This is a genomic window from Streptomyces sp. NPDC057623, assembly GCF_042800355.1.
Taxonomy (GTDB): Bacteria; Actinomycetota; Actinomycetes; order Streptomycetales; family Streptomycetaceae; genus Streptomyces.
Map to the genome: position 1 here is coordinate 40,861 of NZ_JBHVGZ010000005.1, position 15,568 is coordinate 56,428.

Below are 15,568 nucleotides of genomic sequence, written 5' to 3' on the forward strand. Positions count from 1 at the left end.
CTCTCAGCCCGTCCGGCGTTTGAGGACGAGGCCGTTCAGGCCGACGGGGGTCCAGGGGGCGGAGCCCCCTGGCGGGGTCGAAGGGGCGGAGCCCCTGGGGATGGGACGGGTAGGGGCGGCGGGGGCGAGGAAAGTCGTTCCCTACCGGCGCGGCAGCAAACCGATCGCAGCGAGCGGTACGGCCGCCAGCACCAGCCAGGGAACGGCGGCGGGCAGACCGGTGTCCAGAAGGGTCCCCGTCGCCGAGCTGCCGATCAGGACGATCAGGCCCGACACGGAGGACAACGCGCCGGTGTAGAGACCGAGTCGCCCCTCCTCGGCGAGGTCGGGGACCCAGGCGCGGGCGACCGGCGCGACGAGCATCTGGCCGAGGGTGAGCAGGACGACGAAGCCGGCCGCGGGCACCAGCCCCGCCGTGCCCGTCCAGCCGGCGGGCCGCGCGGCGCCCACGACCGCGAACCCCGCCGCGATCAGCAGCAGTCCGGCCACCATGGACCGGCGCAGAGTGAGCCGCTCCCCCAGCCAGCGGGTGACCGGCAGCTGGGCCGTCACCACCAGCAGCGAGGACAGGGCGAACAGCCAGGCCAGCGGCGCCTGGGAGCCGGTGGCGCGCTCCACCTCGTCGGGGAGGGCGAGATAGAGCTGGTTGTAGGCGAGCAGATAGGCGCCGTACGCGCAGCACAGGGCGAGGAAGCGACGGTTGCGCAGCAGCTTCCCCGTGCCGCCGCGGAACCGGACGCCTCCCCGCCCGGGTATGTGCTGCGGCAGCAGCCATGCGTGCCCGGCGAGGACGAGGACGAAGATTCCGGCGCCCGCGAGGCAGACCGTACGGAAGTCCACCGAGAGCAGGAGTGCCCCGAGCAGCGGTCCGACGAACGCGCCCGCTTGTCCGGCCACGGTCAGCAGCGCGAGGACGCGGGTGCGGGAACCGGCTCCCGACTCCTCCCACAGCACCGCCTGCCGGGCGACCTCTGACTCCACGGCGGGTGAGAACAGGGCGGCGGCGAACCCGATCAGCAGCACCGCCCCTATGACCGCCCAGGTCTGCTGCGCGTACCCGAGCCACGCGAATCCGGCGACGCGCAGCACGCAGCCCACGAGCACGACCGGCCGTATGCCGTACCGGTCGGCCAGCGCCCCGCCCACCACGAACAGGCCCTGCTGGCTGAAGGTCCGCAGCCCCAGCACGAACCCGACCAGCCAGCCCGCCATGCCGACGGCCTGTCCCAGGTGCTCCGAGAGGAAGGGCAGGACGGCGAAGAAGCCGATGTTGAAGGCGAGTTGGGTGAGGATCAGGAGGCGCAGGAGGGGAGAGAGGCGCGGGCGGTCCGGCGCCCTGCGGCAGCGCGCCGCCACGCGCGACACGAGTGAGGTCATCCGGTGTTCACCAACTCCCTGGCCCGTGACCGGTGTTCGGGCCGCGGCGGAACGGGCTCGGGGCCGCCGCGCCGTCGCCGCCCGCCCCGCACACCGCCCGCCGCCGTCACCGCCAGCGCGCCCAGCAGGGCGAGTACGGCGGCGGGGGCGAGGACCGCCCAGGGGGCGCGCTCGGCGTAGGGCTGGTTCTCGGCGAGGAGCAGGCCCCACTCCGGGGAGGGTGGCTGGGCGCCCAGTCCGAGGAAGGCCAGTGAGGCGAGCGCGAGGGCGACGCCGGGCAGCCGGAGCAGGGCGTGGCGGGTGACGGGCGGCACCACGGCGGGGAGGAGTTCGTGGCGCAGCAGGTACCAGGGGCCGGCGCCCAGGGCTCGGGTGGCGGTCAGGTGCAGCGCGGCGCGTTCCTGCCGGAGCAGTGCGGAGGTGTGGGCGGCGAGCGGCGCCCAGGCGACGGTGGCCACGGCGAGCGCGGGCGTGGCGCTTCCGCTGCCGACGACCGCGGTGACGAGCAGCGCGACGAGGACCGGCGGCAGCGCGGTGACGGTGTCGACGAGCGGGCCGGAGAGCCGGGGCAGCAGGCCGAGCGCCAGGCCGACGAGCAGGGTGGCGGCGGTGATCGCGAAGGCGAGCAGCAGGGTGTCGAGGGCGCCGTGGCCGACGCGGGCGAGGACGTCCCTGCCCAGGGCGTCGGTGCCGAAGGGGTGGGACGGGGACGGGGCGGCGAGGCGTTCGGTGGTGTCGAGGGCCAGCGGGTCGCGGGGCAGGCCGAGGGCGATGACGGCGACGAGCAGAGCGGCGTAGATGAACGGCAAGGCCGTGCGGGCGGGCGGTGTCGGCCGGTGCAGGGACGGAAGCGCGCCGTCGCGCAGGGCCGGGCCGATCAGCAGACGGGCGAGGGGGTGGGCCAGCCCGGCGGCCGCCGCGGCGAGCAGGACGAGGGCGAGGGTGCCGGCCTGGAGGACGGGCAGGTCCTGGGCGAGGGCGGCCTGGAGGGTGGTGCGGCCCAGGCCGGGGATGTCGAAGATCTGCTCGACGGTGACCGATCCGCCGGTCAGTCCGACGACGAACAGGCCGGTGTTGGGGAGCAGCCCGGGCAGGCTGCGGCGCAGGGCCTGGCGGGCGACGGTGCGGCCGGGCAGTCCGCGTGCCGTGGCGGCCAGCGCCCAGGGCTCGGCGAAGGCGCCGGGCAGCAGGTCGTCGAGGAGCCGGCCGAGCACGGCCCCGGCGGGCAGGCCGAGGGCGAGGGCGGGCAGGACCGTCCACTGGGGGCCGTACCAGCCGAGGGCCGGGAGCCAGCCGAGTTGGACGCCGACGACGGTGGCGAGTACGGACGCGGTGAGGAACTCGGGGAGGGCTGCGAGGACGGCGGAGCCGGTGCCCGCGGCCCGCCGTCCGTCGAGTCGGCGGTGGGCGCCGAGCCACAGGGTGCGGGCGCAGATCAGCGCCGCGGTGACGGCGGCGACCACGAGAGCCACCGTCATCAGCAGCAGGGAGACGCCGAGGGCCTGGAGCACGGCGGGCGTGACCTCACTGCCGGAGATCCACGACCGGCCGGCGTCCCCGCGCCAGAGCCCGGCCAGCCACTGGCCGAGCAGGTGCGAGGGGCCCTCGTCCAGGCCGAGTTGGGCGCGGATGTCGGCCAGCACCTCGGGGGTGGGGTCGCGGTCCGCCGACCGTGCCTTGAGCACGGTGCGCGCCGGGTCGGTGTGCGTGAGCCAGGGCAGTACGCCGATGGCGCACACCAGGGCGGCCGCGATCCCCGCACGCCAAAGGAGCGTGCCTGCCTGGCGTCGCACGGGTCAGCGCCGGGTGCCTGTGCCGACGAGGGTGCGCTCGTACGGGTCGAGGAGCGCGCCGCGCACGGAGTTGCCGACGCCGGTGATGATGCGCTGGTGGACCAGGGGTACGACAGCGTCGGTGCCGAGGATCCGGGCCTCGGCGGCCATCGCCGCGTCCTGCCGCTCGGCGGTGTCGGCGAGGTCCGCGGCCTTGGCCACGGCCCGGTCGACGTCCTTGTCGCAGAGCAGGGCCAGGTTGTAGCTGCCGTCGCAGGTGTAGTCGCTGGCGAGGACGCCTACGGGGTCTCCGGTGTCGACGAGGCTGTTGCGGGCGCCGACGAACGCGTCGAACTCGCCGTCCAGCGCGTCGCTCTCCAGCCGCGAGTACTCGCGCACCTCCAGCGTGACCTCGAAACCGGCGTCCTCCAGCTGCTGCTTCAGCACCTGGGCGACCTCCGGGAGCTCGGGGCGGTTGTCGTACGTGGCGAGCGTGATGCGCGTTCCGTCGGGCTTGCCCGCCTTCGCGCGTCCGACCGGCTCGGTCCGCTTGCCGGCGGCCCAGGTGACGGCGGGCCCGTAGATTCCGGCGCCGGGGTCGGCGTATCCCTCGTAGACGCCCTTGGCGAGGGCGGAGGTGTCGACGGCCTCGCGGGCGGCGGCCCGGAGCGCGGCGTCCTTGAAGGCGCCCTTGTCGGTGTTGAGGAGCAGGCTCGTGGTGCGGGTCGTCGCGGTCGCCTCGCGGGTGGCCTTGTCGAGAGTGGCGGCCTGGGCCACGGGGATCGCCTCGGCGAGGTCGACCTGGCCGGTGCGCAGGGCGCTCGCGCGTGCGGTGCCGTCGGCGACGAACTTGACGTCGATGCCGGGGGCCTGGGCGCGGCCGCCCCAGTAGTCGTCGTAGCGGTCGAGGGTGGCGGCCGTGGAGCCGAGGACCTTGGTGAGCTCGAAGGGGCCGGTGGCGGTGCCGACCGGGTCGGCCTTGCCCTTCTCGCCGTACGCCTTGCCGGAGAGGACGGCGAGGGACGGGCTGGACAGACGCAGGGGCAGGACCGGGTCGGGGGCCTTGGTGGTGATCCGTACGCCGGTGCCGCCGTCGGCCTTCGCGGTGAACGTGACGCCGGAGAGGGCGGCGGGGACGGGCTTGGCCTGCGCGGCGTGGGTGAGTGCGGTGGACACCGCGGCCGGGGTGACGGCGGAGCCGTCCTGGAAGGTGGCCTCACGCAGGGTGAACAGCCAGGTGCGGTCGTTCTCCTGGCGCCAGGAGGCGGCGAGGGCGGGGGCCGCGGCGCCGTTGGCGTCCAGCGCGGTCAGGCCCTCGGTGACGCCGAGGCGGCTGAGGATGGTGGCGTCGGCACCGTACGGCGAGAGGTTCTCGGCGGGCGGGAAGGCGAGGGCGACGCGCAGGCGGGAGCCCGCGTCGGCGCCGTCGGCGGAGTCGGTTCCGCCGCCCGAGGCGAAGCAGCCGGCGAGGACCGGGGCCAGCGCCAGGGCGAGGATCGGGCGGAGTCGGCGTCGCACGGTCTAGCGCTCCATCGGTATCTCGAAGTGGACGACGCCGAAGGCGCCGTCGGGGTCCACGCGCTCGTCGTGCACGACCTTGCCGCGCGAGCGCCAGAAGGACTCGGCGCCGGGCACCCGCGGGTCGGTGTGCAGATAGACGGCGCGGTAGCCGCCGTCCGCCGCCGCGAAGGCGAGCAGTTCGTCGACCAGCCGTGCGGCGAGGCCGCGCCTGCGGTGCTCGGGGCGGACGTAGACGCGGCGCAGCTGCGCGGTCGCACCGCAGGGGTAGCGCTCGGCGAGGTCGCGTGGGTTCGGCGGGTGGGCCGGGCCGCGGGAGTCCAGGGCGGCGGTGGCGACGACACCGTTGTCGCGCGGGTCGAGCGCGACGAGGAGGGTGTGGCGGAGCGGGGCGAGGTAGGCGGCGGCCGGGTCGATGATGTCCGCGTGCCAGCGCGGTACGTAGCCGGTGCCGAAGTCGTGGTAGACGGTGTCGAGCATCAGGGCTCGCGCACCGTCGAGGTCGTCCGGGCTCGCCGCCCTGATGCTGTAGTCGTGCACTTGCACATCATATGCATCAAGCCCGAAAGGGCTTTCCGCCCGCCCCACCCTGTCGCGCAACCCCCTTACGGCTCAAGCGATTTGACACCGATCGAAGATCACCTTCAACCTTGCCACATGACATCCATTTTCAAAAAGGATACCCTGGTGGCGAAAGCGACGTGCCGCTGATGCGCATCGCGTTCGTCGGCAAGGGCGGCAGCGGCAAGACCACCCTGTCGGCGCTCTTCTCCCGCCACCTGGCACGCTCCGGCGCGCCCGTGCTGGCCATCGACGGCGACATCAACCAGCATCTCGCCGAGGCACTGGGCCATGACGGGGAAGCCCTGGACACCCCGCCGCTCGGCGCCCACGTGCGGGACATCAAGGAGTTCCTGCGCGGCTCCAACCCGCGCATCCCCTCCGCGGACGCCATGATCAAGACCACCCCGCCCGGCAGCGGCTCCCGCCTGCTGAGCCTGCTCGGCGACGACGAACTGCACGCGCGGCACGTCCGGCGCGTGAACGCCCAGGGCGTGGACGTCCCCCTGATGGTCACGGGCGAGTTCGACGAGAGCGACCTCGGGGTGGCGTGCTACCACTCCAAGCTCGGCGGGGTCGAGCTCTACCTCGGCCACCTGGTCGACGGCCCCGGCGAGTACGTGGTGGTCGACATGACGGCGGGCGCGGACGCGTTCGCGTCGGGCCTGTTCACCCGCTTCGACATCACGTTCCTGGTGGCGGAACCCACCCGCAAGGGCGTCTCGGTCTACCGCCAGTACCGCGACCACGCCCGGGAGTTCGGCATCCGCATCGCGGTCGTCGGCAACAAGGTGACGGGCGAGGACGACCTGCTCTTCCTGAAGGAGGAGGTCGGCGACGACCTCCTCACCCACCTGGTCCACTCCCCCTGGGTCCGTGCGGCCGAACAGGGCCGGGAGCAGGGCGAGCTGGAGTCCCACAACGTCCACGCCCTGAACGTCCTGCGCGAGGCGGTCGACGCCCGCCCCAAGGACTGGCCCACCACCCACCGCCACGCCGTCGAGTTCCACCTGCGCAACGCCCGCGCCTGGGCGGACGACCGGACGGGCGGTGACCTGGCAGCCCAGGTGGACCCGGACTTCGTGCCGGGCCCGGCCGCACTGGCCTGACCACCCCACCCACTTCCCCTCCGATCACTGGACAGGTACCCCCGCATGTCTCTCGACGTCTCCCCCAAGCTCCTCGCCGAAGCCGAACACGGTGACATCCGCGAGGAGGACTTCGTGGCCACGGTCCGCACCTCGCTGCCCTACGCCTACGACCTGATCGCCTCCCTCGCGGCCGAACTACGAGACGGCACAGCCGAGTTCACGGACAACCAGACCCCTCCCCCGTCCGAGAAGGAACGCGGCCAGCTCCTGCGCGCCCTCGCCAGCGACGCGATCCGCGGCAGCCTGGAACGGCACTTCGGCGTGGCCCTCGCCTTCCAGAACTGCCACCGCGTGGCGGCGTTCCGCCCGGAGGGCCGCGACGGCTCGACATACGCGCGGTTCACGTCGGTGCGGTCGCAGGTGCTGAACCAGTCGCCGGAGTTCCGGGACTGCTGACCGTCAGGCCGTACGCGCGACCCGCGGGCCCACTCGAAGTCGACCGGCAGCGACCACGCGAAGCGCCCCGCCGGCGGGGCGCCTTGCGGGCGGCGGAGGCGCAGGCCGCGAGGTGCTGCGCGGCGGGCCGCTGCCTCGTCCTCGGGGCGGTCGGTGGCCGCGTGGACACCCGCGATGTTCCCTTCCTGAACCCGGACGGACGGGAGCGGCGTGGGCTCGGTGCGCCGAGACGTGGGCTCCGTCCGTCGAGGGGACGGAGCCCACTGTCGCCTACCGCGCCGCCGTTGCCACCGACGCGGACGCCGATGCCGATGCCGTTACCGACGCTGGTGCCGGTGCGTATCCGGTCGGACGGGCCGTGAACGTGCCGCGGCCCTGTGTCCGGCTGCGCAACCGCGTTGCGTAGCCGAACAGTTCAGCCAGCGGCACGGTCGCCGTCACGACGGCCGCGCCCATCCGGGTGACGGACCCGGTGACCCGGCCGCGCCGAGCCGCCAGGTCGCCGAGGACTGCGCCGACGGCGTCGTCCGGCACGGTGACCGTGACCTCGACGACCGGCTCCAGGAGGACCATCGCGCACACGCGCAGGGCATCACGGAGGCCGAGTCGGCCGGCCGTACGGAACGCCGTGTCGGAGGAGTCCTTCACATGGGTCGACCCGTCGGTGAGCGTGACACGCAGTCCGGTCACCGGGTGGCCGCCGAGCGGGCCCTGGGCGAGGGCATCCCGGCAGCCGGCCTCGACGGCGCGGACGTACTCCTGCGGCACACGACCGCCGACGACGGCCGAGCGGAACTCGAAACCGGACTCGGTCTCCAGCGGCTCGACGTCGAGGACGACATGCGCGAACTGCCCTGCCCCGCCGTCCTGTTTGACGTGCCGGAAGACGAGGCCGGACACCCCGCGGCCGACCGTCTCGCGGTAGGCCACACGGGGGCGGCCGACATTGACGTCCAGCCCGAGGTCCCGCCGGATCTTCTCCACCGCGACCTCCAGATGCAGTTCGCCCATGCCCGACAGCACCGTCTGGCCGGTCTCGGCGTCGGTCCGCACGACCAGCGAGGGGTCCTCGTCCACCAACCGTGCCAGTGCGGAGGCCAGCCGGTCGGTGTCGGTGGACCTGCGGGCCTCGACCGCCACGGACACCACCGGCTCGGCCACGCCGGGCGGTTCGAGGACGAGCGGGGCGTCCGGCGTGCAGAGGGTGGAGCCCGCGCGGGCCGACTTCAGGCCGACCACCGCCACGATGTCCCCGGCGACCGCCCGGTCCACGTGGGCGTGCCGGTCGGCCTGGACCCGCAGGATCCGCCCGATCCGCTCGGTGCGCCGCATGCCCGCGTCGAGCACGACGCCTCCCTTCTCGATCGTTCCCGAGTACACCCGCAGGTAGGTCAACCGCCCGGTCGAGGTCGCGCTCACCTTGAACGCCAGCGCCACGAACGGCGCCGCCGGATCGGCGGGCCGCTCCTCCTCGACGTCGTCGCGCAGCCCGCGTACGGCCGGTACGTCCAGCGGCGACGGCAGATACGCCACGACCGCGTCGAGCAACGGCTCGACACCGCGGTTGCGGTACGCCGAGCCGCACAGCACGACCAGACCGTCACCACTGCGCGTCACCTCACGCAGGGCGGCGACCAGGGTCCGCGGCGAGAGCGCCGACCGCGCGCAGAACTCGTCCAACGCGCCGGCATGCAGTTCGGCCACCGCCTCCTCCAACAGCCGCCGACGCCGCAGCGCCTCCTCCCGCAGTTCCCCGGGCACTTCTTCGTCTACGACGGTGTCGGCACCGTCGGCCCACACCAGCGCCCGCATCCGTACGAGGTCCACGACGCCGCGGAACCCGTCCTCCGCGCCGATGGGCAACTGCACGACCAGCGGCGCCGGATGCAGCCGTTCCCGGATCGAGGCGACCGCAGTGTCGAGGTCGGCCCCGGCGCGGTCCAGCTTGTTGACGAAGGCGATCCTCGGCACACCGTGCCGATCGGCCTGCCGCCACACCGACTCGCTCTGCGGCTCGACGCCCGCGACGGCGTCGAAGACGGCGACCGCGCCGTCCAGGACGCGCAGCGAACGCTCCACCTCGTCGGCGAAGTCGACGTGCCCGGGCGTGTCGATGAGGTTGATCCGGTGACCGTCCCAGGCGCAGCTGACGGCCGCGGCGAAGATGGTGATGCCGCGATCACGCTCCTGCGGGTCGAAGTCGGTGACGGTCGTACCGTCGTGGACCTCGCCCCGCTTGTGGGTGGTCCCGGTGGCGTACAGGATCCGCTCGGTGACGGTGGTCTTGCCGGCGTCGACATGGGCGAGGATGCCCAGGTTGCGGACGACGGCGAGGGTGTTGAGGTCGGTGCGCACGGCCCTTGGCCTTTCGGATGATCCGGAATCGGACTCGGAAGCGGGTCAGCGCGATTCCCGGACGACACGCAGGCGCACACGAGCAAGGCCTGTCGCCCCGTCAGCAGGGGTTCATGGCAGGCGTGTTGACGTAAGAGACGTACCAGGAACGTCCTGGGGACGTGCTGGGGGCTTTCTTACGTACTCGGGCGCTCTCAGACGTTCGTCACAGGCATCCGGTGCCGGCCGCGCAGCGGGCACCGGGCGGACGAGGACACGAGGATCACCACGTACCGGGAGGGGGAGACGACGACAGCGGTGCGGTCACGCACGGCCCGGCTCCCCTCGACTGGTCACGACGACGCGCCGCCGAATGGTGGGCGGCGCGCGATTCCGTCGTGAGTGTAGGGAGCCGGGCCGGTTCGAAGCACGCGATTTTTTCCCGCCGGCGCTGCCGGCGCTGCCGCTGGTGCCGGGCCCGCGGGCCGCTACGCCTCGTCGTCGATGTCGATGGCGGCCGCGGGGCAGACCGCGGCCGCCTCGCGCGTGACGGTGTGCAGTTCAGCGGCGGGGTTGGGGGCGAGGAGGGTGACGATGCCGTCGTCGTCGCGTTGGTCGAAGACGTCGGGTGCGATCAGCACACACTGGCCGGCGCCGCAGCAGCGGCCCTCGTCCACGGTGACTTTCACGGACATGGCCTTTCTTTCCTGAGGAGGAGCCTGGCGGGGGTCGTCACCAGCGCACGGGCACCGTGCGCAGTCCCCCGACGAGGAGACCTTCCACTCGCTTCAACTCGTCGACGGGCACGTCCAGTCGAAGGTCCGGCAGCTTACGCAGGAGAACCTCCAGGGTGACCTGGAGTTCGGTGCGGGCCAGGCTCTGCCCGAGGCAGGAGTGCGGGCCCGCGCCGAAGGTGAGGTGGGGATTCGGGGAGCGGGACAACACCATGTCGTCCGCGTCGGTGAAGACCCGCTCGTCCCGGTTGGCCGCGGGCATGCTGCACACGACGGTGGTGCCGCTAGGCAGCAGCTCGCCGTCGACCTCCACGTCCTCGGTGAGATAACGCCGGATGCCGAAGCCGAGGTTGGCGTCGAAGCGCAGCGCCTCGTCGACCGCGGTACGCACCAGGGTGGGGTCGGCGAGCAGCCGCTCCCACCGGGTGCGGTCGGCGAGCAGCATCGCGACCATCTTGCCGATCATGTTCGCGGTGGTCTCGTGCCCGGCGACCAGGAGCCCCATGGCGGTACCGAGCAGCTCGTCGTCGGTCAGCCCCTGTCCCTCCTCCTCGCTCTCCCGGATCACCATGCTGATCAGATCCTCGCCGGGCTCGGCGCGCGTCACGGCGATGTGCGCGGACATGTACTCGGCGAATTCGGCGAACGCCGCCCGGGTCTGGTCGCCGGTGAAGCGGCTGACGTTGAGGAAGGCGTCGGACCAGTGTGAGAAACGGTCCCGGTCGCCGGCCGGGACGCCCAGGATGTCGCAGATGACGTAGACGGGCAGCGGGAAGCCGAGGCCGGCCTTGAGATCCGCGGGCTGTCCGCCGCGGACCATGTCGTCGACGAGGCCCTCGGCGGTCCGCACCATGCCGGGGCGCAGGGCCGTCATGCGCTTGGCGGTGAAGTACTTGCCCACCTGCCGTCGCCACCGCAGGTGCGGCTCACCCCGGTCGGGCATGGCCAGGGTCGTACTTCCGTCGGCGGCGGGACCGCCGGCTCCTTCGGGGGCGATCCGGGCGGCGCCCACGTCCTCGGCGGTCGGGCGGACGAAACGGGCGTCGGACAGCAGGGCCTTCACGTCGTCGTAGCGGGTCAGATAGGCCGCTTTGTCGCCGCTGGGGAGGTCAACGGTGGTCACCGGGCACCGGCGGCGCAGTTGCTCCCATTCGGCCGGCGGCTCCAAGGGGTTGTCGCTGGGCAGTGGCAGCCGAAGCAGGTCGTTCTCGCGCATCTGGCATCACCTTGCATGGGGGGAGGTGGGTGAGCGACGGAGAAGCGTTCACCGCACGGCACGTTACGCGGCTGGTGCATCATGCATCAAGAGTGCATGATGCACTTTCCAGGGATGGCGCAATCCCACCGTAGGCTGGGGGCTCGCGGACCTGGGGACTTGGCCATGCGGCCGGGGAGGAGAGCGGCATGGGCACCCGAGAGGCGGCGGAGCGCATCGAGCGAGAGCTGCTGATCCTCACCCGCCACAAGGAGATGCGGGCCCCCCGGGGCCCACGCGGCGGAGACCCGCTGGACCAGAGCGCCTACGTACTCCTCACCAGGCTGGAGACCCAGGGGCCGATGTCCATCCCCGACTTCGTCGAGGCCTTCGGACTCGCGGCGTCGACGTTCACCCGCCAGACCTCGGCCCTCCTGCGCAACGGCCTGGTGGAGCGGACCCTCGACCCGGCCGGCGGAGTGGCCCGCAAGCTCCGGATCACCGAGGAGGGCCTCAGACTCCTCTCCGAACAACGCGAGGGAATCGTCACCGGTCTGTCCACCGTCGTGGCCGACTGGACACCCGAGCGCCTGGACCGCTTCATCGCCGACCTACGGCAGTTCAACACCGACATCGAGCGGATCACCGGGCGGCCTTGGCCGAGGGGCGCGGGCGATTCGGACAGCTTGGGCGCCTCGAGCGGCTCGGACGAGTCGACCGAGTCGGACGCGTCAGATGGGTCGAACGTGTCGGATGAGTTGGATGAGTCGGATGAGTCGGATCGGCCAGCTGAAGACGGCAGGCACTGACAACAGAGTCAGGCTCCGCCAGAGGTGGGGCGAAGCCCGCCGAGGAGGATGTCGACCAGCGCCGCGGCCCGCCGCTCCGACGCCGCGGCGTTTCCGGTCAGAAGCTGATAGAGGAGAGCGCCGGTGACAGCGTCGGCAACGGCGTCGAGGTCTGCGTCCGCGCCCACCTGACCGGCCTCCACAGCGCGCCGCAGCCGCTCCACCAGTGCTTCGTGCCGCGGGCCGGTGAGGTGCCGGTAGAGGACCTCGGCGTCCTGCGGACTCTCCGCCGCGGCAGCGGTCAGGGCCAGGACGAGAGGGGTGTGGCGGGGGTCCGCGGCCAGCAGCGCGTACCCGCGCACCCACTCGCGGAGATCGTCCTCGATGTCGCCGGTGTCGGGCAGGCCGACGCCGTGTCCGGGCGTCGCGCTCAGGAAACCGTGGTTGACCGCTTCGGCGACGAGGGCGCCTTTGGAGGGCCAACGCCGGTAAACGGTCGGCTTGCCCACTCCGGTCCGCGCGGCCACCCCTTCCATGGACAACCCGGCGTAGCCGTTCTCGACGAGCAACTCCCGCGTCGCTTCGAGGATGGCCTGGTCAGCGGTCGCACTGCGGGGCCGACCTCGTCGACGTACCTCTCCCATGCCCCCATCGTAGGGCCCGGGTATAGCATTCAATTACGGAACGGTTCGTAACGTAATCAGCTTGAGGAGGCACCACATGGGCGTCAACACTCTGGTCGTCATCGGTGTGGGCGGAATGGGGCAGAGCATGGCCCGGCGTCAGGGTGCGGGCAAGAAGGTGCTGCTCGCCGACTTCGACGAGAGGGTGCTGAGCACCGCGGCCGAGGCGCTGCTCGGCGAGGGATACGACGTCGTCACCTCGCCGGTCGACGTCTCCTCCCGTTCATCGGTGGCCGACCTCGCCGAACGGGCGGCGGAACTGGGTGACGTCACCGAGATCGTTCACACCGCGGGACTCTCCCCGGCGCAAGCACCCGTCGCCGCGATCCTCGCCGTCGATCTGCTCGGCGTGGCCCTGACCCTGGAGGAGTTCGGACGGGTCGTCGCCCACGGCGGGGCAGGCGTCGTCCTCTCCAGCATGGCCGGCCATCTGACGCCTCCCCTCGATGCCGAGCAGGAGCGGGCGCTCGCCCACACTCCCGCCGACGAACTGCTCGATCTGCCGTTCCTCACCCAGGTGGCATCGGGCGCCGTCGGCTACGGCCTCGCCAAACGCGCCAACCACCTGCGTGTCCAGGCGGCCGCGGTGGCGTGGGGCAGGCGCGGTGCCCGTATCAACTCGATCAGCCCCGGCGTCATCTCCACCCCCATGGGGCAGCAGGAACTGGCAGGCGACAGCGGCACCGCCATGCGCGCGATGGTCGACGCCTCCGCGGCCGGACGGCTGGGCACACCGGCCGACATCGCCGCCGCTGCCGCGTTCTTGCTCGGCCCGGACTCGGCCTTCATCAGCGGCACCGACCTGCTCGTCGACGGCGGTGTCGTCGCCGCCCTGCACACCGACCGACCGAACCGCGCCGCCTGACCGGACCTGCCGCATGATCGGCGAGCTTCGACGCGCGCCAACGCCATACAGCGGCTCGTAAAACAGCTCATGCGGGCCGAGGAAACCTCGGCCCGCATGAGCTGTAACCATCTGTGTCCGAGGGGGGACTTGAACCCCCACGCCCGATAAAGGGCACTAGCACCTCAAGCTAGCGCGTCTGCCATTCCGCCACCCGGACTAGGTGTCTGCCGCCTGGCCGGGGGTGTTCCCCGCGGCGACGTGGACAACAATACCAAGGTTTCGGAGTGCCCTTCACCTGCATATCCGTGCACCTGAGAGCCGCTGCGGGCCATGCGGCCGGGTGCCCTCGGGCAGCCCGGGGGCGGCACGGCAGGTGACCGCGGGGTCACCCACGGGTGAGGTCGAGCGAGCGCCGGTGGCAGCCGCGCGGGGCGCCACCGGTCCCCGTCACGGCATGAGGTGGTAGTCCGGGAAGTTCCCGGGCAACCGCTCCCCCGCCGGCCCCTGGGTCACCGCGCGCACCAGCAGCTCGCCGCCGACGAACGCCCCGCGCCAGGACGCGCCGAAGCCGCCGAACAGCTCGTCGCGGTCGCCACGGGAGCGCGGTCTGCCGTGGCCGACCTTGAACGCACGGATCTGCGGGGCCAGGCGGTCGTAGGTAGCCCGGTCGTCCGTGGACAGGGTGGCGACCAGCGCGCCGTTGGACGCGTTCATCGCCGCCAGCAGTTCCGCCTCGGTGTCGACCAGGACGATCGTGTCGACCGGGCCGAACGGCTCCGCGTGGTGCAGCGGTGAGGACGGGGGCGGGTTCAGCAGGGTGACCGGCTGGACGTACGCCGAGGTGTCCTGGCCGGGCAGGAAGCGGGTGTCCGACAGGTGCCCCCGGTGCAGCGGGACGGCACCGCGGTCGATCGCCTCGGCGACCTGGTCGTGGAGTTCCTTCGCCTTGGCCGCGTTGATCACCGGCCCGAAGTCCAGCCGCGGGTAGGCGTCGTCCTCCTTCTCCACCGCCAGAGGGTGGCCGACCCTGAGCCTGCGCACCGCCGGGAGGTAGGCCGCCAGGAACTCGTCGAACAGCTCACGCTGGACGACGAAGCGCGGGTACGCCGTACAGCGTTGTTTGCCGTAGTCGAAGAGCTTGGGTACGACCGCCGTGAGCGCGTCCCAGTCCGTGTAGTTCCAGATGCCCCAGGTGTTGAGTCCTTCCTGTTCGAGTACGTGCCGTTTGCCGAGGTCGGCGACTGCCGTGGCCACCGCGGCGCCGGTGTCGCGGCCGCCGACGAAGGAGACGCAGCCGATCTCGGGCGCCCGCACCAGCGCCTCCGACAGCTCTCCTCCGCTGCCGCTGACGAGGGTGACGGGAATTCCCTCGCGGGCGGCGAGCGCGCAGGCCAGGGTCAAGCAGGCGACACCGCCATCGGTCGGGGTCTTGGCGATGACCGCGTTGCCTGCCAATGCCTGTACCAACACTGCGTGAACGAGCACGCTCATCGGGTAGTTCCAGCTCGCCACGTTGGACACCGGACCGTCCAGGGGGGAACGGCCCGCGACCATCGGTTCGATGCCGTCGACGTACCAGCGCACACCGTCGATGGCCCGGTCGACGTCCGCCTGCGCGAGCCGCCACGGCTTGCCGATCTCCCAGACGAGGAGCAGTGCGAGCAGGTTCCGGTGCTGGGTCAGGGCGTCGAGCGTGGCCGCGACACGGGCGCGGCGCTCCTCCAGCGGGATGTGCCGCCACGCGCGGTGCTGGTCGAGCGAGGCACGTACGGCCTGGTGGGCGGTGGCCCGGTCCAGGCGCGGTGGGCCGGCGATCGGGCTTCCGTCCACGGGGCTGGTGGCGGGCAGCGGTCGGCCGTCCGCCTGCCAGCCGGAGTTCCAGAGGTTGAGGACACGGTCGTCCCGGAATGCCTCCGGGGCGACCGCGAGGCATCGCTGCCAGGCGTCGGGCCAGGACGTGCCTGATTTGAGGGTGAGGGTGGTTGCCATCAGGTCTCCGCTCGCGGTGCACAGTCGGGGCGGTCATATATGGCGGACGTGGATGGGGTTCGGACAGGGCTGTCGTGGTCGTGCAGGGCGGACGCGCATGGCTGGGCTCATGGCGGACGCGCATGGCTGGGGCGCAAGGCGGACGCGCATGGCGGACGCGCATGGCTGGGGCTCATAGCTGGGGCGGGCGCCGGCGAGGAGCGGCGGCTGCTGAACCTGACCT

Annotated in this window: 12 protein-coding genes, 1 tRNA gene and 1 pseudogene; 4 read left to right on the plus strand and 10 right to left on the minus strand. The window is 72.4% G+C overall.

Annotated elements, in window-relative coordinates:
• Positions 1-141 precede the first annotated feature (141 nt).
• From ACFU95_RS07355 to ACFU95_RS07370, 4 genes are read right to left on the minus strand one after another with little or no spacing between them, the layout of a single operon-like run.
• Positions 142-1,377, minus strand: coding sequence for an MDR family MFS transporter (locus ACFU95_RS07355; RefSeq protein ID WP_383823060.1), 1,236 nt, complete (start codon positions 1,375-1,377; stop codon positions 142-144).
• Positions 1,374-3,170 carry an ABC transporter permease subunit gene (locus tag ACFU95_RS07360; RefSeq protein WP_383823063.1) on the minus strand — a complete coding sequence of 599 codons (1,797 nt, stop codon included), beginning with the start codon at positions 3,168-3,170 and terminating at the stop codon, positions 1,374-1,376. The genes ACFU95_RS07355 and ACFU95_RS07360 overlap by 4 nt, the downstream gene beginning before the upstream one ends.
• Positions 3,171-3,173: 3 nt before the next feature.
• Positions 3,174-4,667, minus strand: a complete 1,494-nt coding sequence (locus ACFU95_RS07365) for an ABC transporter substrate-binding protein (RefSeq protein ID WP_383823066.1) — start codon at positions 4,665-4,667, stop codon at positions 3,174-3,176.
• A 3-nt stretch (positions 4,668-4,670) separates the two neighbouring features.
• The gene (locus tag ACFU95_RS07370) at positions 4,671-5,207 is read right to left on the minus strand and encodes a GNAT family N-acetyltransferase (RefSeq protein ID WP_383823069.1); all 537 of its coding nucleotides are present in this window, start codon (positions 5,205-5,207) and stop codon (positions 4,671-4,673) included.
• Positions 5,208-5,377: 170 nt separating this feature from the next.
• Here ACFU95_RS07370 and ACFU95_RS07375 point away from each other — a divergent pair, with 170 nt between their 5' ends.
• Both ACFU95_RS07375 and ACFU95_RS07380 read left to right on the plus strand, forming a co-directional pair.
• Positions 5,378-6,337 (plus strand): AAA family ATPase, encoded by a 960-nt coding sequence (locus ACFU95_RS07375; protein WP_383823649.1) that lies wholly within the window; start codon positions 5,378-5,380, stop codon positions 6,335-6,337.
• 45 nt (positions 6,338-6,382) lie between these two features.
• Positions 6,383-6,775 carry an SCO5389 family protein gene (locus ACFU95_RS07380; protein WP_383823072.1) on the plus strand — a complete coding sequence of 131 codons (393 nt, stop codon included), beginning with the start codon at positions 6,383-6,385 and terminating at the stop codon, positions 6,773-6,775.
• Positions 6,776-7,045: 270 nt separating this feature from the next.
• Here ACFU95_RS07380 and fusA read toward each other — a convergent pair whose 3' ends face one another.
• The 3 genes from fusA to ACFU95_RS07395 form a co-directional block, all read right to left on the minus strand.
• Complete coding sequence (fusA, locus tag ACFU95_RS07385) at positions 7,046-9,130, minus strand: elongation factor G (RefSeq protein ID WP_383823074.1); 2,085 nt, start codon at positions 9,128-9,130, stop codon at positions 7,046-7,048.
• A gap of 467 nt (positions 9,131-9,597) precedes the next feature.
• Positions 9,598-9,798: a ferredoxin gene (locus ACFU95_RS07390; RefSeq protein WP_383823652.1), complete on the minus strand. Its 201-nt coding sequence runs from the start codon at positions 9,796-9,798 to the stop codon at positions 9,598-9,600.
• 43 nt (positions 9,799-9,841) lie between these two features.
• Complete coding sequence (locus ACFU95_RS07395) at positions 9,842-11,059, minus strand: cytochrome P450 (RefSeq protein ID WP_383823077.1); 1,218 nt, start codon at positions 11,057-11,059, stop codon at positions 9,842-9,844.
• Between the two features lie 188 nt (positions 11,060-11,247).
• Between ACFU95_RS07395 and ACFU95_RS07400 the strand changes: the two are divergent.
• Positions 11,248-11,703, plus strand: a pseudogene (locus tag ACFU95_RS07400) (MarR family winged helix-turn-helix transcriptional regulator); the annotation flags it as partial.
• A gap of 152 nt (positions 11,704-11,855) precedes the next feature.
• Here the strand turns inward: ACFU95_RS07400 and ACFU95_RS07405 are convergent.
• On the minus strand, positions 11,856-12,470 hold the full coding sequence (locus ACFU95_RS07405; protein ID WP_383823080.1) for a TetR/AcrR family transcriptional regulator: 615 nt from the start codon (positions 12,468-12,470) through the stop codon (positions 11,856-11,858).
• Positions 12,471-12,546: 76 nt separating this feature from the next.
• Here ACFU95_RS07405 and ACFU95_RS07410 point away from each other — a divergent pair, with 76 nt between their 5' ends.
• Positions 12,547-13,374 carry an SDR family oxidoreductase gene (locus ACFU95_RS07410; protein ID WP_383823083.1) on the plus strand — a complete coding sequence of 276 codons (828 nt, stop codon included), beginning with the start codon at positions 12,547-12,549 and terminating at the stop codon, positions 13,372-13,374.
• Between the two features lie 114 nt (positions 13,375-13,488).
• On the opposite strand, the gene ACFU95_RS07415 is transcribed toward ACFU95_RS07410, so the two are convergent.
• Positions 13,489-13,573, minus strand: a tRNA-Leu gene (locus tag ACFU95_RS07415).
• Between the two features lie 230 nt (positions 13,574-13,803).
• Positions 13,804-15,345 carry an aldehyde dehydrogenase family protein gene (locus tag ACFU95_RS07420; RefSeq protein WP_383823084.1) on the minus strand — a complete coding sequence of 514 codons (1,542 nt, stop codon included), beginning with the start codon at positions 15,343-15,345 and terminating at the stop codon, positions 13,804-13,806.
• Between the last annotated feature and the right edge of the window lie 223 nt (positions 15,346-15,568).

Coding starts and splice junctions, on each gene's coding strand:
- ACFU95_RS07355 (WP_383823060.1), bottom strand. CDS start 1,377: ATGACCTCACTCGTGTCGCGCGTGGCGGCGCGCTGCCGCAGGGCGCCG.
- ACFU95_RS07375 (WP_383823649.1), top strand. CDS start 5,378: ATGCGCATCGCGTTCGTCGGCAAGGGCGGCAGCGGCAAGACCACCCTG.
- ACFU95_RS07380 (WP_383823072.1), top strand. CDS start 6,383: ATGTCTCTCGACGTCTCCCCCAAGCTCCTCGCCGAAGCCGAACACGGT.
- ACFU95_RS07395 (WP_383823077.1), bottom strand. CDS start 11,059: ATGCGCGAGAACGACCTGCTTCGGCTGCCACTGCCCAGCGACAACCCC.
- ACFU95_RS07405 (WP_383823080.1), bottom strand. CDS start 12,470: ATGGGAGAGGTACGTCGACGAGGTCGGCCCCGCAGTGCGACCGCTGAC.
- ACFU95_RS07410 (WP_383823083.1), top strand. CDS start 12,547: ATGGGCGTCAACACTCTGGTCGTCATCGGTGTGGGCGGAATGGGGCAG.
- ACFU95_RS07420 (WP_383823084.1), bottom strand. CDS start 15,345: ATGGCAACCACCCTCACCCTCAAATCAGGCACGTCCTGGCCCGACGCC.